Origin of the sequence: Rhodococcus sp. NPDC059968 (assembly GCF_042738615.1) — a bacterium.
In the GTDB taxonomy this organism is placed as follows: domain Bacteria; phylum Actinomycetota; class Actinomycetes; order Mycobacteriales; family Mycobacteriaceae; genus Rhodococcus_F.
Genome location: NZ_JBHWUE010000048.1, coordinates 58,372 through 81,648, shown reverse-complemented (window position 1 = coordinate 81,648; position 23,277 = coordinate 58,372). Strand labels below are relative to the sequence as shown.

Here is a 23,277-nt window from a genome sequence, read left to right as displayed (position 1 = left end):
TCTCGTTCGGGGGCTGCCGCCCGCACCGCGGCGAACATCCGCACGTAGGTGCCGTCGTCCGACCAGCGGCGATGACGCTCCCAAATCGACTGCCACGGGCCGAAGTATTCGGGCAGATCGCGCCACGGCGATCCGGTTCGGAACCGCCAGGCGATTCCTTCCAGGGTCAACCGGTGGTCGTTCCACGGACGTCCCCTCCGGCCTGCCAGTGCGGGTAGGACGGGCTCGATCACAGCCCACAGGTCATCGGAAATCTCATCGGTACGCAACACTCACGCAGCATCCCGCACCGATCCCCGAACGTTTAACAGACACGCTCTAGGACGATGACGACGTGGTGAGCTCCGCGACCGGCACCTGGCCGGTATTCGGCTCGCTGCAGGAGTATCGGAAAGGATGGGTCAGGCCCGACGTCATCGCGGGCCTGACCGTGTGGGCCGTGCTGGTCCCGGAGGCCCTTGCCTACGCGACCATCGCGGGAGTTCCCCCTGTCGTCGGTCTGTACGCGGCGATACCCGCCCTGGTCCTCTACGCGGCGGCCGGCAGTTCCCGGCATCTGGTGGTCGGGCCGATGTCGGCGACGGCGGCCCTGTCGGCTGCCATCGTCGCGCCGCTCGCCGGGGCGGACGGCGGCAAATACGCGGCCCTGACAGCCGTGCTGGCGATTGCCACCGGCGTCGCCGGGCTGCTCGCGGGGCTCCTCCGACTGGGCTTCATCGCGTCGTTCATCTCGGAGCCGGTGCTGAAGGGTTTCATCGTCGGGCTGGCTCTGACCATCATCATCGGGCAGGTGCCTGCCCTCCTCGGAGTGGAGAAGGAACACGGCAACTTCTTCGAACAGGCCTGGGGAGTCATCACCCACCTCGGCGACGTCGCTTGGGGCACACTGGTCGTCGGTGTGCTCAGTCTCGTCGTGGTTCTCGGATTCAAGAGGTGGCTGCCGCTCGTACCGGGCTCGCTGCTGGCCGTCCTCCTCGGTATCGCCGCGGTCGCCGTGTTCGGTTTGGACGGTCGAGGTGTCGACATCGTCGGGCACATCGACTCGGGTCTGCCGTCGGTGGGACTGCCGGGCGGTGTCGGGTTCGACGACTACGTCGACCTTCTCGGGCCTGCGGTCGGCGTGCTGCTCATCGGGTTCGCGGAAGGGCTCGGTGCCGCGAAGACGTATGCCGCGAAAGAGGGCTACGAGGTGGACGCCAACCGGGAGCTCCTCGGCCTCGGCACCGCCAATCTCGGCTCCGGATTGTGCTCGGGAATGGTGGTGAACGGCAGCCTCTCCAAGACGGCAGTCAACGGCGGGGCGGGCGCCAAATCGCAGGTCAGCGGGCTCGTCGTCGCGGTCCTCACCGTGGTGACCCTGCTGTTCCTCACCGGACTGTTCGAGAAGCTGCCCGAGGCGACGCTTGCCGCGGTGGTCATCGCCGCCGTCATCGAACTCGTCGACATCTCCGCGCTGCGCCGGCTCTACGGGGTGTGGACCGAAAGGCTCGGCAGCATCTACGGATATGCCGCGCGCGCCGATTTCGCGGCCGCCCTCGCCGCAATGGTGGGCGTGCTCCTGTTCGACACCCTGCCGGGACTCGTCATCGGCATCGGCGTGTCCATGCTGCTGCTGCTCTACCGGGCGTCGCGTCCCCACGTCGCGACGCTCGCGAAGGAAGGGTCGCTGTGGGTGGACGCCGAGCGTCACCCCGACCTCCCGACCACACCGCACGTGGTCGTGGTGCGCGTCGAGGCGGGACTGTTCTTCGCGAACGCCGATCACGTCAAGGACCGCATCGAGGACCTGTGCGCCGACGACACACGAGTGGTGGTTCTCGACGCCGAGACGTCGCCCTTCGTCGACGTCAGTGCCGCGCAGATGCTCGCGCAGTTGCGGGATGTGCTCGCGCGCCGGGGAATCGAGCTACGGGTGGCGCGGGACATCGGGCAGTTCCGGGACACGATCCGACACTCGGGTTCGGACGCGACCCCCGTCGGCCTCTACCCGACCGTGCGAGAGGCTCTCGAGGGTGGCGCTGCGCGCCCGTGAGTGGTTGACGAGTCTCTGGACTCGCAGACCACGCACGGGCGGCGGAGCCGCCGATGCTCACACTCTCCGGGTGAAGCCGTGACCCGCCTCGCCGTGGTCGCATGGATCGGAGACCGCGGGACAGGAGACAGTCGTGAGCGCAGGATTGCAGGAACTCGCCGCGAAGGCGTGGGTGTATGGTTTCCCGCTGGTGTTCGACCTCGAACAGGTGAACCGCTTCGTGTCGGAGGGGATGGGGAGCCTCGACGCGGGACCCTTCAACACGTTCAGCCACGCCCGCACGCTCGCCGGGCCGCAGGACACGTTCGTCTCGGTCAACAACGACACCATCTACTCGATCGCCCAAATCGACCTCGGCCACGGACCGCAGTTGCTGCGAGTCCCGGACGCCGGTGGGGCGTACTACGTGCTGCAGTTCGTCGATGCGTGGACCGACAACTTCGCGTACGTCGGCAAACGCGCGACGGGAACGGCGGCCGGCCGTTTTCTGCTGACCGGCCCCGGGTGGTCCGGTGAGGTCCCCGACGGCGCGACGCAGATCGCGTTCCCCACCGCGGTGGGCACCATCGTCGGACGCTGGGCCTGCGACGGCGAGGCCGACCTGCAGCGGGTGAAGAGATTGCAATCTGCCCTCACGTTGGAACCTGTCGGCGACCAGGAACCGGCAGAGGGCCCGCCGGTACCCGACCCGAACGTCCCCGAGGAACTGCAGTTCTGGGAGAAGCTGCGGGTGTACTCGCAGGCGTACCCGCCCGCCGCACAGGACCTCGTCGCGCAGCAGGCGTTCGCGCCGCTCGGGTTGCTCGAGACCGGGCCGTCGCCGTACCTCGAGGCGCCGCCGGACCTCGCGTCCGTGCTCACGGCCGGAGCCGCGGCCGGGCACCAATCGCTCGTCACCGCACTGAAATCGGGGGCAGGCGGAGCGGTGGTCAACGGCTGGCAGTTGATGTACCACGCGTTCGACTACAACGACGACTTCTTCGAGATCGGCACCCTCGACTCACCCGAGTGGCGGATCGAGGACCGCTCGAAGGCGCTGGGACTGCGGGCCGGCGCCGCGATGGCGGGACTGTGGGGAAACCACGGCTACGAGGCCGCGTACGCGCCGATCTACCACGACAGCGAAGGCAACGACCTGTCCGGAGAACACGACTACACGCTCACGTTCGCGCCGACCCCGCCGGTCGACGCGTTCTGGTCGATCACCATGTACGACCTTCCGGAGTTCTACCTCGTCGACAATCCCATCGGCCGCTACTCGATCGGTGACCGCACGCCGGGACTGGTGTTCGCGGACGACGGTTCGCTGACCATCACGCTCAGCGCCGCCGCACCGACCGATCCGGTGGCCCGCGCCAACTGGTTGCCGACACCGGCAGTCGGGTTCCGGCCGCTGCTGCGGATGTACAGCCCGAAGCCGGCGGCGTTCGACGGAACATTCGAGATCCCGCCCTTCGTGAAGATTAATTGATCAGGGGGCGCAGGTGAGCGATCTGATCTGGCTGCTCGTTCCCGAGATGATCGGTCTTGTCATCACGCCCGCCGCCGTAGTCGGATGTGTGCTGCTGCTCGAGTCGGCGAACGCGGTGCGGAATGCTGTCTCGTTCGGCTCGGCGTTCCTGCTCGTCTATTCGCAGATCGCCGTCGCGGCTCTTCTCGGTGGGGCGGGTGATCCGTCGGCGACGTCGAAGACGGTGAGCAATTGGGTGGGACTGATCGTCGGTGTGCTGTTCCTCCTCGTCGGCGTCGTCATGCTCGCGCAGAAACCGAAGGCGGCGGGCGAGACACCGAAATGGATGACCGCACTCGAATCGGCCACACCTCGTACGGCCTTCGTGGCCGGACTCGCCCTCGCCACGATCAACCCCAACGTGTTCATCCTGCTGTCCGGGATGACCATCATCTCCAGTTCGCACGTCGGGATCGGGGGTGCGCTCGTCGGGACCGCTCTGCTGCTCGTCGCGGCAATGCTCGACTTCCTCGTCCCGATCGGGATCTACACAGTCCTGGGTGATCGTGCCCGGAAGGGTCTGAGCGCCGCCAAGACCTGGATGGTCCGTCACAATCGGGCGCTCGGGGTCGCGGTGTTCTTCGGCTTCGGCACGCTGTTCGCGCTACGGGGACTGCTCGCCCTGATCTGAGAGCGTGATGAGCTTCGGCCCGGGGCGCGCGTCAGTTCTGGTGACGGTCGTAGAACGTCGCTGCCCGACAAGACACCACCGGTCACGACCTGAACGTCGGCGGCACGTCGCAGTGGGCGCGGATCCAGGCGCTGCGTCGTTCCAGCGCCGAACGCCGCCGACACGTAGTTGTCCCAGTCGGGAAGGAGCAGGGCGCGAGAACACCACGCTCGCCAGCGTGATGACGGCGCCGGCGAGCGTGAACAGCAGGGTGGCCACGCTGGTGCCGCTCGTCCGCGGACCGATGTCGGGGGTGGGGAGCGCGAGGCCGAGGAGGAAACCGGCGAACAGATAGCCGACCTGGACGAGTCCCAGCCGCAACGGCGGGCGGCGGCGCAGTGCGCGCAGAATCGGTCGCGAATCCGATCTGGACCGGGGGAACTCGGCTGCTCAGTTCACGGCGTCCCTTCCTCTCTCCGATGATCCCGAATCGGCGGTAGTGTTCGTGCCGATTCGAGGGGGGATCGAGTGAAAAAAGTTGCCGCGGCGCTCCTGTGCGCCGTGATCACGTCCGGGTGCGCGCACAGTGTGTCGGGGACTGCGGGGGCTTCTCCGATGCAGGAACTGAGCCCAGGACAGCAACGGCACATCCACGTCGAGGACGCGCTCCGCAACGCCGATCCGTGCGGGCTTCTCGACGAGGCTGTGGTGCGGGGCGCCGGGACAGTCCAGCAGTACGGGTCCGCCGTCCAACTGCCGGTGTGTTCGGCGCTGATGGCCCGGCCCGGCGGCGCGACCACCTACGTGGAGTTGTCCCTGCTGCCGTCGATGCTGCCCGACGCGGCGCTGACCCGGCCGGACACGGTCGACGGGGTGACCGTCTATCGCGGTGCGGGCGCCGACCTGACCCGCGGGACGTGCGAGCGCGTTTTCCGGCTGAACCTCGGAACCGGCCGGGAAGAGGTGGAACGGCAGTTGGCGACCGTCCGCGCCGGAACCGTCGCCGGCCAGGACGCCTGCCCGCTCGCCGACGCGGTGCTCGGCTCGGCGATCGACAGGATGCGGTCGGGACTGCCCGCTCGCGATGTCTCGTCGGCGCCTCAGGTGGCGCTCGCGGTCCACGACCCGTGCGAAGTGCTCGACGTGCTGGGGACCACGGCGGGCGGGCGCGTCGTCGGTCCGGAATCGCCGCCCACCCCGTTCGACTGCGTCCTGTTTCCGAACCCGAATCGGGTGCCCGGGAGTGAGGTGACCGTGTCGTTCACACTGTCGCCGGTCAAGGAAAACCGACCATCCGTTCCGGCCGAGCCGGAGACGATCGGCGACCGATGCCGGTGGACGAGCCCGATGGGCGAGCCGATCGACATCACACGGCCCGGAGCGGGCGTCGACGAGTTCACCCGCAGGCTCGGTCACGCGGGTGCAGTCGTCACTGTTCACGGGCCGAACTGCGCGGCCGTGGCGAGGGTCGCGGACGCCGCGAACACGGCGTTCGGATAGGCGTCCGACCGGACTCACCCGGGATCAGATTGGACTCCGCCGGTAAGCTCGACAGCTGGACCAGTACAGATTCATCGACCTGGAGGTAGAAACGCGTGGCTCTCGTCGTCCAGAAGTACGGCGGATCCTCGGTGGCAACCGCCGAGAGAATCCGACGAGTGGCTGAACGGATCGTCGAGACCAAGAAGGCCGGCAACGATGTCGTCGTCGTGGTTTCAGCGATGGGGGACACCACCGATGAGCTGCTCGATCTGGCTCAGCAGGTGTGCCCAGCCCCACCCGCCCGCGAAATGGACATGCTGCTGACCTCCGGTGAGCGCATCTCCAATTCTCTCGTCGCGATGGCAATTCACTCGCTCGGTGCGGAGGCCCGTTCGTTCACGGGCTCGCAGGCGGGCGTCATCACCACCGGTGCTCACGGCAACGCCAAGATCATCGACGTCACGCCGGGCCGCGTCCGGGATGCGCTCGACGAGGGCTCGATCGTCCTCGTCGCCGGGTTCCAGGGCGTCAGCCAGGACAGCAAGGACGTGACGACCCTCGGACGCGGCGGTTCGGACACCACCGCGGTGGCCCTCGCAGCGGCCCTCGTCGCCGACGTCTGCGAGATCTACACCGACGTCGACGGCATCTTCACTGCCGACCCGCGCATCGTTCCCGACGCGCAGCGTCTCGAGACGGTGTCGTTCGAGGAGATGCTCGAGCTCGCGGCGTGCGGCGCGAAGGTGCTCATGCTCCGCTGCGTCGAGTACGCCCGCCGATACAACGTGCCTGTGCACGTCCGTTCGTCATACACGACCAAGCCGGGCACCATCGTGTCCGGATCGATGGAGGACATCCCCGTGGAAGAGGCAATCATCACCGGAGTCGCGCACGATCGCGGCGAGTCCAAGATCACCGTCGTCGGGCTGCCCGACACCCCGGGTTACGCCGCGCAGGTCTTCCGCGCGGTGGCCGATGCGGAGATCAACATCGACATGGTGTTGCAGAACGTCTCCAAGATCGAGACCGGCAAGACCGACATCACGTTCACCCTGCCGACCGCCGACGGCCCGCGCGCCGTCGAGAAGTTGACCAAGCTGCAGGGCGCGATCGGCTTCACGCAGGTCCTGTTCGACGACCACATCGGCAAGGTGTCCCTCGTCGGAGCGGGTATGAAGAGCCACCCGGGCGTCACGGCCACGTTCTGTGAGGCTCTCGCGAAGGCCGGTGTCAACATCGACCTCATCTCCACGTCGGAGATCCGCATCTCGGTGCTCGTGAAGGACACCGAACTGGACAAGGCAGTGAAGTCGATCCACGATGCATTCGAGCTCGGCGGCGACGAAGAAGCCGTCGTGCACGCAGGAACGGGACGGTAACCATGACCACCATCGCTGTCGTCGGTGCGACCGGACAGGTCGGCATCGTCATGCGCACCCTCCTCGAGGAACGAAACTTCCCCGCAGACAAGGTGCGGTTCTTCGCCTCCGCGCGGTCGGCGGGCAAGAAGCTGCCGTTCCGCGGCGAGGAGATCGTCGTCGAGGACGCGTCCGCGACGTCCGACGAGGACCTGAAGGGCATCGACATCGCCCTGTTCTCGGCCGGTGCGACGCTCTCTCGTGAGCAGGCCCCGCGGTTCGCGGCGGCAGGCGCCACGGTCGTCGACAACTCGTCCGCGTTCCGCAAGGACCCCGACGTCCCGCTGGTCGTCAGTGAGGTCAACCCGGAGCAGGCGAAGAACCCGCCGAAGGGCATCATCGCCAACCCGAACTGCACCACGATGGCCGCGATGCCGGTGCTGAAGGTTCTGCACGACGAGGCCGGTCTGCAGCGTCTCATCGTGTCGAGCTACCAGGCGGTGTCGGGCAGTGGCATCGCCGGTGTCGAGGAGCTGGTGGGCCAGGCCCGCGCCGTCATCGACGACGCGGAGAAGCTGGTGCACGACGGCAGCGCCGTCGACTTCCCGGCCCCGAACAAGTACGTCGCACCCATCGCGTTCAACGTCCTGCCGCTGGCCGGCTCGATCGTCGACGATGGCAGCGGTGAGACGGACGAGGACCAGAAGCTCCGCAACGAGAGCCGCAAGATCCTTGGCCTGCCCGACCTGCTGGTGTCGGGCACGTGCGTCCGCGTCCCCGTGATCACGGGCCACTCGCTGTCGATCAACGCCGAATTCGAGCGTCCGCTGTCGGTGGAGCGTGCGAAGGAGCTCCTGTCGAAGGCTCCCGGTGTGCAGCTCGTGGACGTCCCCACCCCGCTCCAGGCAGCGGGCAGCGACCCGTCGCTGGTCGGGCGCATCCGTCAGGATCCGGGTGTCCCCGAGGGGCGCGGTCTGGCGCTGTTCGTGTCCGGCGACAACCTGCGTAAGGGTGCCGCCCTCAACACCATTCAGATCGCCGAACTGCTGGTCTGATCTTCCCCCCACGTGAGTGGCAAGGTGTGCTTCCGCACGCTTTGCCACTCACGTGTGTTTGTGCGGGTGGATACTGGGCCGATGTGGGTGGTCGGGGCTGCGGTTGCGGCGGTTCTGTTGCTGCTCACCGGTGCGAGCGAGGCGTCCGCGCAGTCGAGGATCCTGCTGTTCCAGGACGAACTTCCACCCGCCGCAGTCCCCGCGCAGGCGGGCGACAGCGTCCGGGTTCGCTATTCGACGCTGCGCACCGCGACCGCGACCGGTGAGTCGACCGGATCGATCTTCCTTCCCCGTGGCGATCCACCCGACGGCGGCTGGCCGGTGGTGTCCTACGCACACGGCACGGTCGGGGTCGCCGGCCAGTGCGCGCCGTCCGTCGCCGGGTTCAACTACGTCGAACTGCCCGCGATCGAACAGTGGCTCGCCGCCGGATATGCCGTCGCGGCAACGGATTACGCGGGAATCGGCACGCCCGGTGTCGATGCCTACCTCGACGGCCCTGCGGCCGCCGCGAACGCCGTCGACATCGTCCTGGCCGCACACGACATCTACGGCGACGTGCTCAGCGACCGGTGGATCGTCACGGGACTGTCGCAGGGCGGGCACGCGACCTACTTCGCCGCCCGCGAGGCCACCACCCGGGCACCGGCGCTCGACTTTCGCGGCGCCGTCGCCGTGGCCGCGCCGACGCACCTCGAACAGCTCTTCCCTGCCGCGGGTCCCGCGATTCCGGCTCTGCCGACATCCGGAATCGTGAACTACGCGTTGCTGACCCTGGCCGGCATCGACGACCAGCGCCCAGAGGTCGGCATTCGACGGTATCTGTCGCCGAAGGGATTCGAATTGATGGAGCTGGCGAAGGTGACGTGCAGCCGGGAACTCGGCCGGTACCTGCTCGCCCATCCCACTTCGGTCGGTGACCTGTTCGCGGCGCCCCTGTGGAACGAGCAGTTCCGGGCGCTGTTCCGGGAGATGCAGCAGGTGCCCGTCGACGGCTTCGACCGCCCCTTGCGGGTGGTGCACAGTCTGTCCGACACGTCGGTGCCGATTCCGTTGACGTGGGCGCAGCTCGCCGAGATGCAGCAGCACGGGGTGAACGTCGAATACCAGCAACTTGCCGCCGAGGATCACCGCGAATCACTGATGGCCTCCATGCCGGAGTCCCTCGCGTTCGCGGCGCGCGTGCTGTCCCCCAGGTGAGTGGCAAAGCGTCCCCGAGCACGCTTTGCCACTCACCTGGGTTCACCCGGCACGTGCGAGGCGGAAACGGCGCCCCGACCCTACGGTTCGGACATGGGCTCAGTCATCGGAGAACTGTTACCGCTCGCCGTGGGTGTCGCGATCTCGCCGATACCGATCATCGCCGTCATCCTGATGCTGCTGTCGAAGCGTGCGGGCGGTGCGAGCGCGGGCTTCGGTGTCGGCTGGATCCTGGGAATCCTCGTCGCGACGGGCATCTTCATGCTCCTCGCCGGCAGCATCGACACGTCCGACTCCGAGGGTCCGTCGGCGACGGCATCGTGGGTGAAGGTGGTTCTCGGTGTGCTGCTGCTCCTGCTCGCGGGACGGCAGTGGAGAAGCCGCGATGCCAACGCGGAGCCGCCGAAGTGGATGCAGGCCATCGACGACCTGAACTTCGTGAAATCCACGGGCCTCGGATTTGCGCTGGCGGCAATCAATCCCAAGAACCTGCTGCTGTGCGTGTCCGCAGGCGTCGGGATCGGCACGGCCGGGGTCAGCGGCGGCGAGCAGGTGGTGGCGCTGATCGTGTACACGGTGCTGGCCGGATCGACCGTGCTCGTCCCGGTCATCGCCTACGCCGTCGCAGCCGACAAGATGCGCGGGACCCTCGACAGTCTCAAGGTTTGGCTCCAGGCCAACAACGCCGCGGTGATGAGCGTGCTGCTACTCGTGATGGGGGCCGTCGTCCTGGGCAAGGGATTCGGCGGCTTGTTCTGATGCGACCGCGTCCGGTCCGCGGAGGTAGCGCCCGACGTAGCCCTCGTCGAGCGCGACCGCCTTGACGATCACCGCGGACCCCACGATCACGACGGACAGGACGAACAGCCAGCTGATCGCGGTGAACACCAGGCCGAGCGGCCCGAACTGGTGTTGCGCGGCGGCGGTGATCCGGGGCAGGACGAGACGTCCGCCGACGTGGAGAGCGGTGAGCGCGGCGGCCGTCAGCGCCCCTGTCGCCCAGAGCACGCGACCCTTGAGGGTGCCCATCGTCAACAGGTACGGGCTGAGGGTCCACACGGCCATCCACACCGCGAACTCCCCGGCGACTGCGAGAGGTGGACCGATGAACCGGACGTTCGTGAGTTCGCTGGCCAGGCCGATCGCCGTCCCCGACAGCGCAACGGCGAACAGGACGACGAGCCACCGCCAGGCGTCTCGGAGGTTGATCGACGGGACGTTCCAGATCTTTCCGTAGATGCGGGCGAGGGCCCGGGCGAACGACGTGCCGCTGATCGCGATCATCAGCAGACCCACCACACCGAACGCAGCGAAGGATGGGGTGGTGGTGTCCACGGCGCCGGACGTGGACGATAACTCTGCGGGGTCGAAGCCGAACTGGGTCTTGATGGTGCGGGCGGTCACGTTCCAACTGCTCAGCGTCGAAGTTGCAATCATCACGGGGAGCACGGACGTGAAGATCCTGGCGGCGAGCGTCATCGACCGGTCGACGAGTTCGATCGCGATCAGCCCGTCGATGACACGGCGAACCGTGCGGCCGGGAGGTGTGCCCTGCAACCAGCCGTTGGCCGTTTCGGTGCGCGCGGCCAGAGCTTCCCTGGCCAGCGCCACAGACAGTTTCGTCGACCGCACACCTCGAGCGAACACCGATCGGGTCCGCTTGTCATCATCCGCGTCAGGTGAGAACGCCTGTCACGGTCGGATGATGCACCGGAACCCGATGTGGCACGTCGACGTCTCCTCGGTGTCACCCTGCCGGGCGGAGGGTCGGTAGCGGAGGCAGTAGTTCGGCGCGCAGAGGTGCGAGCCGCCCTTGATCACGCGGCGTGCGTAGGGCTCGTCGGGGTTCTCGACTCGTGCCGTCTCGACTCGCGGGTTGGTGGGAATGCAGCAGGAACTGGTGGGAGCGACATTCTTCCCGCTCTCGGAGTGATCCGCCGTGAAGTAGTCGGTGGTCCATTCCCACACGTTGCCGGCCATGTCGCTGAGTTCGTAACCGTTGGGCCGGAAATGGCCGACCGGCGACGTCCCGGCGAACCCGTCCTCGAGGAGGTTCTCCCAGGGGAACCGTCCCTGCCAGACGTTCCCGCCGGGCCTGCCGCCCGGCTCGTGCTCCTCGCCCCACACGAACGGCTTCCGGTCCAGCCCGCCACGGGCCGCGAACTCCCATTCGGCCTCGGTCGGCAGGTCCTTGCCCGCCCACTCCGCGTATGCGCGGGCGTCGAACCACGACACGTGCGTGACGGGATGGCGTTCGCGTCCGCCGACGTTGCTGCCCTGACCCTCCGGGTGCCGCCAATCCGCTCCCGGTGTGAACGACCACCAGCGGGTGTAGTCGTCGAGCGGGACGGGTCCCGGTGTCGGGGTGAACACGAGCGAACCGGGCACGAGCAGAGCCGGATCCGCGCCCGGGTACTGCGCTGGGTCGGGGGCGATCTCGGCGGTCGTGACGTGACCGGTGTCCTTCACGAATCGCCGGAACTCGGCCACGGTGACCTGGTGCGAGTCCATCCAGAATCCGTCGACGGTCACCTGGTGGACGGGGCGTTCCTCGGGGTAGAAGTCCTCCGAACCCATCCAAAAGGTGTCCCCGGGGATCCACGCCATGTTCTTCGGAGCTGCACCGGTCATGGGGCCAGACTGGCACGACGACGGCCGCCGCGCGAAGGGACGCCCCGTAAACCCGGTGAGAGGGGCAACGGTTGCGGTACCGTCGGCTACTCGATTCGCAATGCTGTTCTCACCGTGCAGGGGGCTCCTCCGAATGGATGGACGGATTCCGCGTAGGTCGTTCGTTCGTGGACTGGCGCTGACGGCCGGGCTCGGTGCCGTCGGGGTGGGGTCGGCGAGCGCCTACCCGTTCGGGATCGATCCGCTGCGGCCGTTCGTCTTCTCGTCGCCGCCGCTCCAGCCGTTCCGGGAACAGTTGCCGCCGTTGCCGATGGTGGGTGGGAGCGCCGTCGAGGTGCACGCGAGCAGCACGACGCACGTGTTCCACCCCGATCTGCCGGCGTCCCCGGCCCTCGGTTATGGCGGCATGGACTACCTGGGCCCGACGATCGAGGCGCACGTCGGCGAACGGACCTCGCTGACCTACCGCAACGACATCGCGAGCAACCCCCTCGCCGCCGACGTCGACACGCGGATCCACGGCGTGAGCGAGCAGGACCGTACCCAGGTGCCGACGTCGCTGCACCTGCACGGCGGTCGGACGCCCCCCGAGTTCGACGGACATCCCGAGGACACGATGCGGCCCGGGCAGGGGATGGTGCACGAGTTCCCGAATCGGCAGGAGGCCTGCGCGCTCTGGTATCACGACCACGCGATGGGCGTCACCCGCCTCAACATCTACGCCGGGCTGGCGGGCATGTACCTGCTGCGCGACGAGCACGACACCGGTCAGAGCGGCAACCCGCTCGGTCTGCCCTCTGGCGAATTCGAACTGCCGCTGGTGTTGCAGGACAAGAACTTCACCGATGACGGACGGCAGAGTGTCCGCTCCAACCCGCTGAATCCGCAGGGCAGCTGGGAGGCCGCCACACCGGGTGACGTGGGGGTGGTGAACGGCAAGGTGTGGCCGGAGATGTCGGTGGCGAGGGGCCTGTACCGCCTGCGGATGGTGAACGCCGCATCATTCAGCGTGTGGAATCTGTTCTTCGAGAACCGGATGAGGTTCTGGGTGATCGGCGCCGAGAGCGGGCTGCTCGACGCGCCGGTCGCCACCGACCACGTCCGGCTCGGACCCGGCGAGCGGGTGGACCTCCTCGTCGACTTCGGGACCCTCGCACCCGGCACGACCGTGGAACTGCGTAACGACGAGCCGATACCCGCGCAGGTCGCGCAGCGCGGGGTGCAGATCATGCCGCGGTTCTGCCGGTTCCGGGTCGGGACCGCCGCCGGGTTCACCGGTGGCGTGCCGGAGACTCTGCGGGGCGGAAGCCGTGGTCTCGCCGTCCTCCCGCCCGTCGCGCAGCCGTCGGTGGTGCGCAACGTGTCGGTGATGCAGCTCGCGCAGGGTCTGGGTCAGCCGTCTCCGCTGATGTCGCTGAACAACCTGCGCTACACCACCGACGACATCGAGATGCCCCGGCAGGGCACCGTCGAGCAGTGGAACATCGTCAACGTCACGCCCGAACCGCATCCGATCCACCTGCATCTCGTGTCGTTCCGGGTGATCGGACGGCAGGCCATCGACACGAACGCGTTGATGCAGGCTGTTCCGGTGCCCGCGGTCGGGGTGCGGTGGACGCCGTCGGCGGACCCGTTCGTTCTCGGGCCGAACCTGGCGCCGCAGGTGTGGGAGTCTGGGTTCAAGGACACCGTGATCGCGGACGCGAACTCGATCACCCGGATCATCGTCCGGTTCCCGACGGCGGACGAACTCGGCTTCGACCCGGACGCCACGTTCGGGATGTCCGCGCACACGATGGATCACTCCGGCGGACACATGGAGCAGGGGTCGCATCCCCTGCAGGGTTACGTGTGGCACTGCCACATGCTCGACCACGAGGACCACGACATGATGCTGCGGTACCGCCTGGTGCCCTAGGCCCGTGAGTACTTATTAACGTCCGGCGGTTAATAAGTACTCACAGGCGCGGAGCGCAAACTTAAAAGCAGTCTGGACTGTTTTCTTTTTTCCGCCTACAGTGCTGGGTGTGACACCTGACACAGAAGTGGTCAAACCGACCCGCACGCAGGCCGAGCGGACCGCGGCGATGCGCACGAAGCTGCTCGACGCGGCCGTCGACTCCCTGGTCGAGCTCGGATACGCCCGCACCACCACACAGGGAATCGCGCGGCGGGCGGGGGTGTCGCGCGGCGCGCAGCTGCACCATTTCCCGACCAAGGAGTCGCTGGTGGTGGCTGCCGTGGAACATCTCGTGGACAAGCGGATGGAGGAGATCCTCGCCGCCGAAGTGGATGCCGGCCGCGGCGTCGAGGTGCTCGCCGACGCCTTCTCCGGCCCGCTGTTCTACGCGGCCCTCGAGTTGTGGGTGGCCGCCCGTACCGACCCGGCGCTGTACGAGGCGACGGTTCCCCTCGAGCGGAAGGTCAACGACGCTCTGCGCCGCGGGTCGGTGGAGGTGTTCGGCGATCGGTTCGACGCCGACGCCATCGAGCTCAGTATCGAATTGGTTCGCGGTCTGGCGGTGTCGGCACTGTTCCGCACCCCCGAGGCCGAACAGTCACTACGCGCGCGGCTGTTGCCCGTGTGGGAATCGAAGGTGGAGAAGTCGTGAATCTTCCGCAGCACGTACACACCCTCATCGTGGGGGCAGGTTTCGCGGGGATGGGACTGGCGGCGCGCATCCTGCAGTCGCAGCCGCAGGCCGACGTCCTGATCATCGAGCGCGGCGACGACGTCGGCGGCACGTGGCGAGACAACACGTACCCGGGGTGTGCGTGCGACGTCCCGACGTCGCTGTACTCGTATTCGTTCGCGCCGAGCGCCGACTGGAGTCACACGTTCGCCCGCCAACCCGAGATCCACCGTTACCTGAAGAAGGTCGCGGCCGACACCGGGGTGCAGTCCCGGGTGGTGACCGATTGCGAACTGCAGGAAGCGCACTGGGACGACGACGCGGCCGTGTGGACCGTCCGGACGAGTCGCGGAGCGTTGACGGCGGACGTCGTGGTGGCCGCGACCGGTGCGCTGTCGACGCCCAGCGTCCCGGACATGCCCGGGTTGGAGACGTTCGGCGGCACCACGTTCCATTCGGCCACGTGGAACCACGACCACGACCTCACCGGTGAGCGTGTGGCCGTCATCGGCACGGGTGCGTCCGCGGTGCAGTTCGTGCCGGAGATCGCCCCCGTGGCCGAGCATCTCACCGTGTTCCAGCGCACGCCCGCCTGGGTGATCCCGCGCCTCGACCGCGAACTGTCCGGCTCCGAGAAGGGCCTCTACCGGCGACTGCCGTTGGTGCAGAAGGCCGTCCGTGGGTCCGTGTACAGCTTCCGCGAAGCCCTGGGTGGTGTGCTCGCGCACGCCACCGGGCTGCTGCCGATATTCGAAATGGTGGCCAAGGTGCACCTGCGCCGGCAGGTGCGGGATCCCGAACTGCGCCGGAAGCTCACGCCGAACTTCACGATCGGCTGCAAGCGGATGCTGCTGTCGAACGATTGGCTCCGGACCCTCGACCGTCCCGACGTCACGCTCGTCGACGCGGGACTCGCCGGGGTCACGCCGGACGGCGTCGTCGACGCGGTGGGGGGCGTGCACAAGGTCGACACCATCATCTTCGCGACGGGCTTCACGCCGACGGAACCGCCTGTGGCGCACGCGTTGCGCGGGGCGAACGGCCGGACCCTCGCCGAGCACTGGAATGGGAGCCCGAGTGCGTACAAGGGGACCACCGTGGCCGGTTTCCCCAACCTGTTCCTGATGTACGGTCCCAACACCAACCTCGGGCACAGCTCCATCGTCTACATGCTCGAATCGCAGTCCGCGTACATCGCCGACGCGTTGAAGGTGATGCACCACAGCGGGATCGCCGCCTTCGATGTCACCGAGGAGGCGCTGCGTCGGTACAACACCCGCATCCAGTCCGAACTGCAGACCACCGTCTGGAACAAGGGCGGCTGCTCGAGCTGGTACTACGACTCCGAGGGGCGGAACTCCGTCCAGTGGCCGACCTTCACCTGGAAGTTCCGCTCCCAGCTGCAGCGTTTCGACCAGGAGAACTACGTCTCACGACGCAGGGCCGCGAAGGAGACCGTCGCGTGACGCACTACGACGTGATCGTGGTCGGCTCCGGTTTCGGCGGCAGCGTCGCGGCGCTCAGGCTCACCGAGAAGGGGTACCGGGTCGGCGTTCTCGAAGCGGGCAGGCGCTTCGCCGACGACGAGCTGCCCGAGACGAGCTGGCGGCTGCGGCGCTACCTGTGGGCACCCTGGCTGGGCTGCTACGGCGTGCAACGGATCCACCTCCTCCCCGACGTCCTGGTCATGGCCGGGGCGGGCGTCGGGGGCGGGTCGCTGAACTACGCGAACACCCTGTATCAGCCGCCGCGCCGATTCTTCGAGGACAAGCAGTGGTCGCATATCACCGACTGGCAGTCGGAGCTGTCCCCGTACTACGACCAGGCGAAACGGATGCTGGGCGTGACGACCAATCCGTCGTTCACTCCCGCAGACGCCGTCATGCGCGAGGTGGCCGAGGAGATGGGCGCCGGTGAGACGTTCACGTCCACGCCGGTGGGCGTCTTCTTCGGCGAACCGGGATCGCGGGTGGCCGACCCGTTTTTCGGAGGTGAGGGGCCCGAGCGCACGGGGTGCACCGAATGCGGCAGTTGCATGACGGGTTGCCGTGTGGGCGCGAAGAACACGCTCGTCAAGAATTACCTCCACCTCGCCGAGAAAGCGGGCGCCCGGGTACATCCGCTGACGACGGTGAAGGAGTTGCGGCCCCGGGCGGGCGGCGGCTACGAGTTGCGGACCCGCCGCACCGACGGGATCCGCAGGCGGGAGCGCACGTTCACCGCCGACCAGGTGGTGGTCGCCGCAGGCACGTACGGCACCGCCCGGCTGCTGCTCGCGATGAAGAAATCCGGTGCGCTGCCGCGGTTGTCGCCGAGGCTGGGAACGGTGGTGCGCACCAACTCGGAGGCGGTCCTCGCAGCCACGGCGAAGAACCGCGGCACCGACTTCACGAAGGGCGTGGCCATCACGTCTTCGTTCCACCCGGACGATCACACCCACATCGAACCCGTGCGGTACGGCAAGGGCAGCAACGCGATCGGACTGTTGCAGACCGTCCTCAGCGACGGCGGCGGCAGGACGCCGCGGCTGCTGAAAACGGTCGGTGTGGCGTTGCATCGCCCCGGGGCGTTCGTGCGCAGCCTGTCGGTGCGGCACTGGTCGGAACGTACCGTGATCGCGCTCGTCATGCAGACCGGCGACAATTCGCTCGAACTGGCCGAGGGAAAGGGCCGCCTCGGTCGCGCGGTGACCAGCCGTCCCGGACCCGGAGATCCACCGCCCGAATGGATCCCGCAGGGTCACGCGGCCATCCGCAAGGTGGCCGAACGGATCGGGGGAGACCCCGGCGGCTCGTTCGCCGACGTCGTGAACATTCCGATGACCGCACATTTCCTCGGGGGTTGCACCATCGGGGACTCGCCGGACACCGGTGTCGTCGACCCCTACCTGCGGGCGTACGGACACGACGGTCTGCACGTGGCCGACGGTTCCGTGGTGAGCGCGAATCTCGGCGTCAACCCGTCGCTCACCATCGCCGCCCAGGCCGAGCGTGCGTTCGCGCTGTGGCCCAACAAGGGTGAGGTCGATGCCCGGCCCGAACCGGGCAAGCCATACGTACGTATCGAACCGTCGCCGCCCCGGAATCCGGTGGTACCCGCGGTCGCGCCGGGTGCGCTGCGGCTTCCACTGACGGTCGCGACCCGAAGGGAGACAGCCGATGTGGAGCGTGCCTGAATCGACCACCCAGCGCACCGACTGGCCCGAGAGCTCGCCGCCCCCGTGGCCGGCGGGGGTGCGCGCGACACTGTGGTGGCATCGCAGCACCACGGCCGCTCGCGCGCTCGGACCCGACGGCGCCACCGTGCCATTGACCCTCGCGATGATGGTCGACTACCTCGACTCGCCGGTCGGCGCCTATCGGGAAATTCTCGCCAGTCCGGTGCTCCGCGCGCCCGGCCGTCGGATCGGCGTCCTGCCGCGCATGGCGGTCCCGTTCATCGCCGTGGATTCGGAACCCTCCGTACACGGCGGACGCGTGCACTGGAGTCTGCCGAAGGTGCCGGCCGAGTTCGACGGCGACGTGCACGGCGACTTCGAGGCGTCGTCCGACGCGTGGCGCGTCACCACGAGCACTCGGCCGCGTGGACCGCGACTGCCCATCGCCGGAGCGCTGGGGTTCGCGCAACCGGGCGAGGGCGGCCACGGCCTCGTGACGGCATCCGCGCGACTTCGGGGCCATTTCCGATATGCCCGCGTGGACGTGGCGGCCGAAGGTCCCACTCTCGGTGACTGGCTGACGCCCGGCACGCATCACGGCATCGTGATAACGGACGGCCGGATGACCACCGGACCCGCGCAGCTACGCTGACCCGCTCAGGCGGGTCGCTATTCGATGTCCGCGACTACGCCGGCGAGACGTGGCAGCACGGTGTCGCGCCAGCCCGGGCCCATCCGCTCGAACGCGTCGCGGCTGCGTTTGTCGTCGAGGTCGAAGCCCGAATGATCGAGGAACAGGCGAGTGCCCGCACCCTCGGGGGCGAGGCGCCAGACCAGCGTCCAGTTCTCGGTGAACGTGTAGACGAAGCGTCGTTCGGGTTCGATCTCGATCACTTCGCAGGGAACGGCGCCCCAGCCGGGCATGTCGAGGTGGAACCGATGCCCGACCATGGCGGCGATGTCGCCCGCGGCCCACCAGCGGGCGAGCAGTTCCGGCTCGGTGAGGGCGCGCCACACCTTGGCGGGCGGCGCGGCGATGAACTGGTCGACGGAGATCTTGGTGGTGGTGCGGTCGGTCACGAGTCCTCCTCGAGGAAGTCGGCGAGTGTGCGCAAGCGGCCACGCCAGAACTGCTCGAACGGGTGCAGCCAGTCGCCGACGTCGGCGAGCGGGTCGGCGGTCAGGTGGTAGTGCCGTTGCCGTCCCGACGGTTCGTCGCGGACGAGCCCGGCCCGGCGCAGCACCTGCAGGTGCTCTGCCACCGCGGGTCGGCTGAGGTCGAACCGGCCGGCGAGGTCCCCGGCGGTGAGTGGTCCGTCCACCAGGATTTCCAGCAGGCGCCGTCGCACGGGGTTCGCGAGGGCGAGGAAGACGTCGTCGTCGGGCACACCGCGACTTTATGTCGGAGATCTCCGACATGTCAAGATTTTCCGACACATCCTTTTCTTGACTAATTCCAAAAAAGCGCGATACTTGAACACATGCGACACGACACGGACCCCAAAGCGCAGCTGCGCGGGGTAGGCCTGCGTGTCACTGCACCACGCGTTGCAGTGTTGAATGCGGTTGCCGTACGGCCGCATTCCGACGTCGACGACATTGCGGCCGTAGTTCGTGAAGAGCTGGGATCGGTCTCCACCCAGGCGGTATACGACGTTCTCAAGGCGTGCACCGCCGCCGGCCTGCTCAGACGTATCGAGCCCGCGGGATCGCCCGCACGGTTCGAAACCCGTACCGGAGACAACCACCACCACCTCGTGTGCCGCAGCTGCGGGACCGTCGTGGATGTGGACTGCGCCGTCGGTGAGGCTCCGTGCCTCGACCCTTCGCAGGCCCACGGTTTCGAGATCGACGAGGCCGAGGTCGTCTTCTGGGGGCTCTGCTCGCAGTGCCAGACCGGCGCGCAGACCGGAACCGGGTCGGCAGCAGCCCTGTCCTGACCCGTCCGTCCCCACCGCTACACCCTCACCCGATGCAACCTGGAGGCTTTGCCATGCCTGAAACACAGCGCGCCACCACCAACAACTTCGGAATTCCCGTCGCCAGCGACAACGAATCCCTCACTGCGGGCACGCAGGGCCCCATCCTGCTGCACGACCACTACCTGATCGAGAAGCTCGCCCACTTCAACCGCGAGCGCGTCCCGGAGCGTGTCGTCCACGCGAAGGGCGGCGGTGCATTCGGCGAACTGGTCGTCACCCACGACGTGAGCCGCTACACGAAGGCCACGCTGTTCCAGCCCGGCGCGAAGACCGAGTCGCTGGTGCGCTTCTCCACCGTCGCCGGCGAGCAGGGCAGCCCCGACACCTGGCGTGACCCGCGCGGATTCGCCGTGAAGTTCTACACCGAGGACGGCAACTACGACCTCGTCGGCAACAACACGCCCGTCTTCTTCATCAAGGACCCGATCAAGTTCCCCGACTTCATCCACTCGCAGAAGCGACTGCCGGGATCCGGTCTGCGCGACCACAACATGCAGTGGGACTTCTGGACGCTGCGGCCCGAGTCCGCGCACCAGGTGACCTGGCTGATGGGCGACCGTGGAATCCCGAAGACGTGGCGTCACATGGACGGTTTCGGCTCGCACACGTACCAGTGGGTCAACGCCGACGGCGACCGGTTCTGGGTCAAGTACCACTTCAAGACCGATCAGGGCATCGAGTTCCTCACGCAGGACGAGGCCGACACCCTCGCCGGCAACGACCCCGATCATCACCGCGCCGACCTGTACGACACGATCGCCCACGGCGAGTTCCCCAGCTGGACGCTGAAGGTCCAGGTCATGCCCGTCGACGAGGCCGAGGGCTACCGGTTCAACCCGTTCGACCTCACCAAGGTGTGGTCGCAGAAGGACTACCCGCTGATCGAGGTCGGCAAGTGGACCCTCAACCGGAACCCCGACAACTTCTTCGCGCAGATCGAGCAGGCCTCGTTCGAGCCGTCGAATGTCGTTCCGGGAATCGGCTTCTCGCCCGACAAGATGCTGCTGGGACGGGTCTTCTCCTACGCCGACGCTCACCGGTACCGCATCGGCGCCAACTACGCGCAGCTGCCGGTCAACGCGCCGAAGAACCAGGTGAACTCGTACTCGCAGGACGGTGCGATGCGGTACGCCACCAATTCGCCCGAGACCCCGGTGTACGCGCCGAACTCGTACGGCGGCCCCCATGCCGACGCGTCGCTCGCGGGCGACGAGGGCCTGTGGGCGTTCGACGGTGAGTCGGTGCGAGCCGGCTACATCGAGCACGCCGAAGACGGCGACTTCACGCAGGCGGGCACGCTCGTCCGCGAGGTTCTGGGCGACGACGAACGCGACCGCCTGGTGAACAACATCGTCGGCCACGCGCTCGGCGGCGTCAGCGAACCGGTTCTGCTGCGGGTCTTCGACTACTGGAAGAGCGTCGACCCCGACCTGGGCAAGCGAGTGGAAATCGGTGTCCGGGAAGGGCAGAGCCAGAACTGATGTCGTCGGTGGGGCAGGCTCAGAGCAGGCCCCACCAATAGAGCAGAACGGCGAGAACGAACACGATCACAGTTTCCACGACGACCCTCCTTCGCCCGACTGCACGCACAAATCCATCATCCCCCTTCGGCGGGTGCGGACGCCACTGCGCTTCGCGCCCGTGAGTACTTGTTAACCCCCCGCGGTTAACAAGTACTCACAGGGGTGTGACGGGTGTGTCGGATGTTGTTGCTAGGTTGGGCGGTGTCAGGACACCGGCTCGGATGACCGTGTCCCGAGTCGGGGTCGAAAGGTGCTGTCTTCCATGGTGATGGGTCCCACCCATGCAATGTCCGGTGCGGCTGTCGGTCTGGCGGTGGCAGATCTGCTGCCCCTCGACTGGGGTGGCCCCACCTCGACCGCCGAAACCTTCACGTTCGCGGCGGTGTGCGCCGGAGCGGCGCTTCTCCCGGACCTGGACACGAGCCAGTCCACGGTCTCGCGCTCGTTCGGTCCGGTCAGCAGTGTCGTAGCGAAGGGCGTCGACGCGGTGTCGCTGGGCTTCTACACCGTCACCAAGGGCAAACGCGACGGCAAGCGGCGCGGCGGGCACCGCACGCTCACCCACACAGCCCTGTTCGCCGCCGGCATCGGGGCCGGGGTGTCCGCGCTGGTCGTCCAGTTCGGCAAGCCGGCCATCATCGCGACGCTGTTCGTCTGCCTCGGGCTCGCCCTCCGAGGGCTGGCCGGGGAGCTGGCCAAAGAAAAAGGCTGGCTGGCGGTTTCGGCGGTCGCCGCAGTGCTGTCCGCGCTCACCTGGCAGTCGTATCCCACCGAGGCCGGTTCCACCGGACTCGGAGTCGCGGTGGCCCTGGGCTGCGCCACCCACTGCCTCGGGGACGCCATCACCAAGGAAGGCGTCCCCTTCCTCGCCCCGTTCCTCACACTCGGCAAGGAACGGTGGTGGGAGTTCCGGCTTCCGTCGTTCCTGTCCATCCGGGCGGGCGGGCCCTTCGAGAAGGTTGTGCTCGGGCCCGCCCTCACGGTGGCCGTCGGGCTCATGGTCATCTGGGCCATGGACGGTGCGCCGCAGGCAATCTACGACGCGTTCATGCCTGCCCCGCAGTGACTCAAACCGCGAGCATGTTCTCGAGGTCGTCGAGGACGAGCATCGCCCCGGTGGGCCCCAGCGCGAGGAACCAGGTCTCGTCGCTCACATTCACGGCCTTGCCGTCCTTCACGGCCTGCATCTGATTCCATAGCGGGCCGCCGACCACGGTCGACTCGTCGGTGGTCTCGGGCGCGCCGTAGCTGGAGTAGAAGATCCGGTCGGCATTCGCCTCACCGATCGTCTCCTGGCTCACCTCGACGGCGAGTTCGTCGACGTTCTGCACCGTCGGACGCGGAAGTCCGACATCCTCCAGGATGACGCCGATGAACGACAGATTGCCGTACAGGCGGATCTTGCCGGACATGAACCGGACCAGCGAGATCGTCGGCTCGCCCGTGATGGACTCCCGGACCTCGTCGGCGCGGGTCTGATAGGCGTTGAGCACCTCCTCCGCCTTGGTCTCCGCACCGAGGGCATCGGCGACCAGCAGGAAGTTCTCCTTCCACGGGAAACCGGGGCGGATGCCGAACACGGTCGGTGCGATGGACGACAGCTGCGGGTACAGCTTGTCGGCGCGCAGCTTGCTGCCCACGATCAGGTCGGGCTGCAGCGCTGAGATCGCCTCGAGGTTCAGGTTGTTGGTCGTCCCGACGTCCGGCACCCCGGCCAGCTTGTCGGCGAGGTAGGACGGCTGACCGGCGGCGCTCTCGGGGCTGGCCAGCCCGACGGGCGTGATTCCCAGGGAGAGCACGTCGTCCAGCTCACCGCCGTCGAGGACGATCACCCGTTCGGGCCTCTTCTCGATGACGGTCTCCCCGAGCGCGTGGGTGATGGTTCGGGGGTAGACGCCCGGTTCGGCGTCGGTGCCGAGCTTGGCGGTCTCGGCGTCCGCCGTGGCGAACAGGCGGCCGCCGGTGGCGACGTCGGCGTTGCCGGCGGACGACCCGGTGTCGGTGGTGCCGCAGGCGGCGAGAAAGACGGTGGCCAGGGCAACCAGCCCGGCGCGTACGTAGAGCCTCGAAGACATGAGGTGAGGCTAGCCTGAGGTTTCGGTCG

Annotated in this window: 22 protein-coding genes; 16 read left to right on the top strand and 6 right to left on the bottom strand. The window is 67.7% G+C overall.

The genetic code is table 11. The annotated features are described in order from the left end of the window. On the bottom strand, positions 1 to 272 hold a 272-nt coding region (locus ACFWAY_RS31645; RefSeq protein ID WP_378513297.1), incomplete at its 3' end, for a transposase. 62 nt (positions 273 to 334) lie between these two features. Here ACFWAY_RS31645 and ACFWAY_RS31640 point away from each other — a divergent pair. The 8 genes from ACFWAY_RS31640 to ACFWAY_RS31605 all read left to right on the top strand — a co-directional run bounded on the left by ACFWAY_RS31640 (position 335) and on the right by ACFWAY_RS31605 (position 10,006). Next, positions 335 to 2,032, top strand: a complete 1,698-nt coding sequence (locus ACFWAY_RS31640; RefSeq protein WP_378450657.1) for a SulP family inorganic anion transporter — start codon at positions 335 to 337, stop codon at positions 2,030 to 2,032. A gap of 133 nt (positions 2,033 to 2,165) precedes the next feature. Then, the gene (locus tag ACFWAY_RS31635; RefSeq protein WP_378513296.1) at positions 2,166 to 3,503 is read left to right on the top strand and encodes a DUF1254 domain-containing protein; all 1,338 of its coding nucleotides are present in this window, start codon (positions 2,166 to 2,168) and stop codon (positions 3,501 to 3,503) included. Between the two features lie 13 nt (positions 3,504 to 3,516). After that, positions 3,517 to 4,173: a GAP family protein gene (locus ACFWAY_RS31630; RefSeq protein ID WP_378513295.1), complete on the top strand. Its 657-nt coding sequence runs from the start codon at positions 3,517 to 3,519 to the stop codon at positions 4,171 to 4,173. Positions 4,174 to 4,680: 507 nt separating this feature from the next. Continuing rightward, positions 4,681 to 5,652, top strand: a complete 972-nt coding sequence (locus ACFWAY_RS31625; protein ID WP_378513294.1) for a hypothetical protein — start codon at positions 4,681 to 4,683, stop codon at positions 5,650 to 5,652. Positions 5,653 to 5,747: 95 nt separating this feature from the next. Beyond that, entirely contained in the window at positions 5,748 to 7,013 is a 1,266-nt protein-coding gene (locus ACFWAY_RS31620) for an aspartate kinase (RefSeq protein WP_378513293.1), read from the top strand. A gap of 2 nt (positions 7,014 to 7,015) precedes the next feature. Then, entirely contained in the window at positions 7,016 to 8,047 is a 1,032-nt protein-coding gene (locus ACFWAY_RS31615) for an aspartate-semialdehyde dehydrogenase (protein ID WP_378450652.1), read from the top strand. A gap of 81 nt (positions 8,048 to 8,128) precedes the next feature. Next, positions 8,129 to 9,247 carry an alpha/beta hydrolase family protein gene (locus ACFWAY_RS31610; RefSeq protein WP_378513292.1) on the top strand — a complete coding sequence of 373 codons (1,119 nt, stop codon included), beginning with the start codon at positions 8,129 to 8,131 and terminating at the stop codon, positions 9,245 to 9,247. A gap of 93 nt (positions 9,248 to 9,340) precedes the next feature. Further along, positions 9,341 to 10,006 (top strand): GAP family protein, encoded by a 666-nt coding sequence (locus ACFWAY_RS31605; protein ID WP_378513291.1) that lies wholly within the window; start codon positions 9,341 to 9,343, stop codon positions 10,004 to 10,006. Here the strand turns inward: ACFWAY_RS31605 and ACFWAY_RS31600 are convergent. Together ACFWAY_RS31600 and ACFWAY_RS31595 are read right to left on the bottom strand one after the other, a co-directional pair. Further along, positions 9,953 to 10,858 (bottom strand): hypothetical protein, encoded by a 906-nt coding sequence (locus ACFWAY_RS31600; protein ID WP_378450864.1) that lies wholly within the window; start codon positions 10,856 to 10,858, stop codon positions 9,953 to 9,955. The genes ACFWAY_RS31605 and ACFWAY_RS31600 overlap by 54 nt on opposite strands. Before the next feature lie 81 nt (positions 10,859 to 10,939). Further along, the gene (locus ACFWAY_RS31595) at positions 10,940 to 11,878 is read right to left on the bottom strand and encodes a formylglycine-generating enzyme family protein (RefSeq protein ID WP_378513290.1); all 939 of its coding nucleotides are present in this window, start codon (positions 11,876 to 11,878) and stop codon (positions 10,940 to 10,942) included. A 100-nt stretch (positions 11,879 to 11,978) separates the two neighbouring features. On the opposite strand from ACFWAY_RS31595, the gene ACFWAY_RS31590 reads away from it, so the two are divergent. From ACFWAY_RS31590 to ACFWAY_RS31570, 5 genes are all read left to right on the top strand, one after another. Beyond that, positions 11,979 to 13,796: a multicopper oxidase family protein gene (locus ACFWAY_RS31590; RefSeq protein WP_378513289.1), complete on the top strand. Its 1,818-nt coding sequence runs from the start codon at positions 11,979 to 11,981 to the stop codon at positions 13,794 to 13,796. A gap of 100 nt (positions 13,797 to 13,896) precedes the next feature. After that, the gene (locus ACFWAY_RS31585; protein ID WP_378450647.1) at positions 13,897 to 14,490 is read left to right on the top strand and encodes a TetR/AcrR family transcriptional regulator; all 594 of its coding nucleotides are present in this window, start codon (positions 13,897 to 13,899) and stop codon (positions 14,488 to 14,490) included. Next, positions 14,487 to 15,977 carry a flavin-containing monooxygenase gene (locus ACFWAY_RS31580; protein WP_378513288.1) on the top strand — a complete coding sequence of 497 codons (1,491 nt, stop codon included), beginning with the start codon at positions 14,487 to 14,489 and terminating at the stop codon, positions 15,975 to 15,977. Before ACFWAY_RS31585 ends, ACFWAY_RS31580 begins: the two co-directional genes overlap by 4 nt. Continuing rightward, complete coding sequence (locus tag ACFWAY_RS31575) at positions 15,974 to 17,686, top strand: FAD-dependent oxidoreductase (protein WP_378513287.1); 1,713 nt, start codon at positions 15,974 to 15,976, stop codon at positions 17,684 to 17,686. Before ACFWAY_RS31580 ends, ACFWAY_RS31575 begins: the two co-directional genes overlap by 4 nt. Beyond that, positions 17,670 to 18,320, top strand: a complete 651-nt coding sequence (locus ACFWAY_RS31570; protein ID WP_378450644.1) for a hypothetical protein — start codon at positions 17,670 to 17,672, stop codon at positions 18,318 to 18,320. The genes ACFWAY_RS31575 and ACFWAY_RS31570 overlap by 17 nt, the downstream gene beginning before the upstream one ends. A gap of 17 nt (positions 18,321 to 18,337) precedes the next feature. Here the strand turns inward: ACFWAY_RS31570 and ACFWAY_RS31565 are convergent, their stop codons facing one another. Both ACFWAY_RS31565 and ACFWAY_RS31560 read right to left on the bottom strand, forming a co-directional pair. Further along, the gene (locus ACFWAY_RS31565) at positions 18,338 to 18,748 is read right to left on the bottom strand and encodes an SRPBCC domain-containing protein (protein WP_378513286.1); all 411 of its coding nucleotides are present in this window, start codon (positions 18,746 to 18,748) and stop codon (positions 18,338 to 18,340) included. Continuing rightward, positions 18,745 to 19,056 (bottom strand): ArsR/SmtB family transcription factor, encoded by a 312-nt coding sequence (locus ACFWAY_RS31560; RefSeq protein WP_378513285.1) that lies wholly within the window; start codon positions 19,054 to 19,056, stop codon positions 18,745 to 18,747. Before ACFWAY_RS31560 ends, ACFWAY_RS31565 begins: the two co-directional genes overlap by 4 nt. Before the next feature lie 93 nt (positions 19,057 to 19,149). On the opposite strand from ACFWAY_RS31560, the gene ACFWAY_RS31555 reads away from it, so the two are divergent. The 3 genes from ACFWAY_RS31555 to ACFWAY_RS31545 all read left to right on the top strand — a co-directional run bounded on the left by ACFWAY_RS31555 (position 19,150) and on the right by ACFWAY_RS31545 (position 22,239). After that, positions 19,150 to 19,608 carry a Fur family transcriptional regulator gene (locus tag ACFWAY_RS31555; RefSeq protein ID WP_378450641.1) on the top strand — a complete coding sequence of 153 codons (459 nt, stop codon included), beginning with the start codon at positions 19,150 to 19,152 and terminating at the stop codon, positions 19,606 to 19,608. A gap of 53 nt (positions 19,609 to 19,661) precedes the next feature. Then, on the top strand, positions 19,662 to 21,131 hold the full coding sequence (locus ACFWAY_RS31550; RefSeq protein ID WP_378513284.1) for a catalase: 1,470 nt from the start codon (positions 19,662 to 19,664) through the stop codon (positions 21,129 to 21,131). A gap of 304 nt (positions 21,132 to 21,435) precedes the next feature. After that, positions 21,436 to 22,239 carry a metal-dependent hydrolase gene (locus ACFWAY_RS31545; protein ID WP_378457447.1) on the top strand — a complete coding sequence of 268 codons (804 nt, stop codon included), beginning with the start codon at positions 21,436 to 21,438 and terminating at the stop codon, positions 22,237 to 22,239. Position 22,240: 1 nt separating this feature from the next. Here the strand turns inward: ACFWAY_RS31545 and ACFWAY_RS31540 are convergent, their stop codons facing one another. Continuing rightward, positions 22,241 to 23,248 carry an ABC transporter substrate-binding protein gene (locus ACFWAY_RS31540; protein WP_378513283.1) on the bottom strand — a complete coding sequence of 336 codons (1,008 nt, stop codon included), beginning with the start codon at positions 23,246 to 23,248 and terminating at the stop codon, positions 22,241 to 22,243. Between the last annotated feature and the right edge of the window lie 29 nt (positions 23,249 to 23,277).

What these genes read in the sequence shown, in the direction of transcription:
- ACFWAY_RS31615 (WP_378450652.1), top strand. Translation starts at nt 7,016, where the DNA reads ATGACCACCATCGCTGTCGTCGGTGCGACCGGACAGGTCGGCATCGTC.
- ACFWAY_RS31610 (WP_378513292.1), top strand. Translation starts at nt 8,129, where the DNA reads ATGTGGGTGGTCGGGGCTGCGGTTGCGGCGGTTCTGTTGCTGCTCACC.
- ACFWAY_RS31605 (WP_378513291.1), top strand. Translation starts at nt 9,341, where the DNA reads ATGGGCTCAGTCATCGGAGAACTGTTACCGCTCGCCGTGGGTGTCGCG.
- ACFWAY_RS31595 (WP_378513290.1), bottom strand. Translation starts at nt 11,878, where the DNA reads ATGACCGGTGCAGCTCCGAAGAACATGGCGTGGATCCCCGGGGACACC.
- ACFWAY_RS31590 (WP_378513289.1), top strand. Translation starts at nt 11,979, where the DNA reads ATGCTGTTCTCACCGTGCAGGGGGCTCCTCCGAATGGATGGACGGATT.
- ACFWAY_RS31570 (WP_378450644.1), top strand. Translation starts at nt 17,670, where the DNA reads ATGTGGAGCGTGCCTGAATCGACCACCCAGCGCACCGACTGGCCCGAG.
- ACFWAY_RS31555 (WP_378450641.1), top strand. Translation starts at nt 19,150, where the DNA reads ATGCGACACGACACGGACCCCAAAGCGCAGCTGCGCGGGGTAGGCCTG.
- ACFWAY_RS31550 (WP_378513284.1), top strand. Translation starts at nt 19,662, where the DNA reads ATGCCTGAAACACAGCGCGCCACCACCAACAACTTCGGAATTCCCGTC.
- ACFWAY_RS31545 (WP_378457447.1), top strand. Translation starts at nt 21,436, where the DNA reads ATGGTGATGGGTCCCACCCATGCAATGTCCGGTGCGGCTGTCGGTCTG.
- ACFWAY_RS31540 (WP_378513283.1), bottom strand. Translation starts at nt 23,248, where the DNA reads ATGTCTTCGAGGCTCTACGTACGCGCCGGGCTGGTTGCCCTGGCCACC.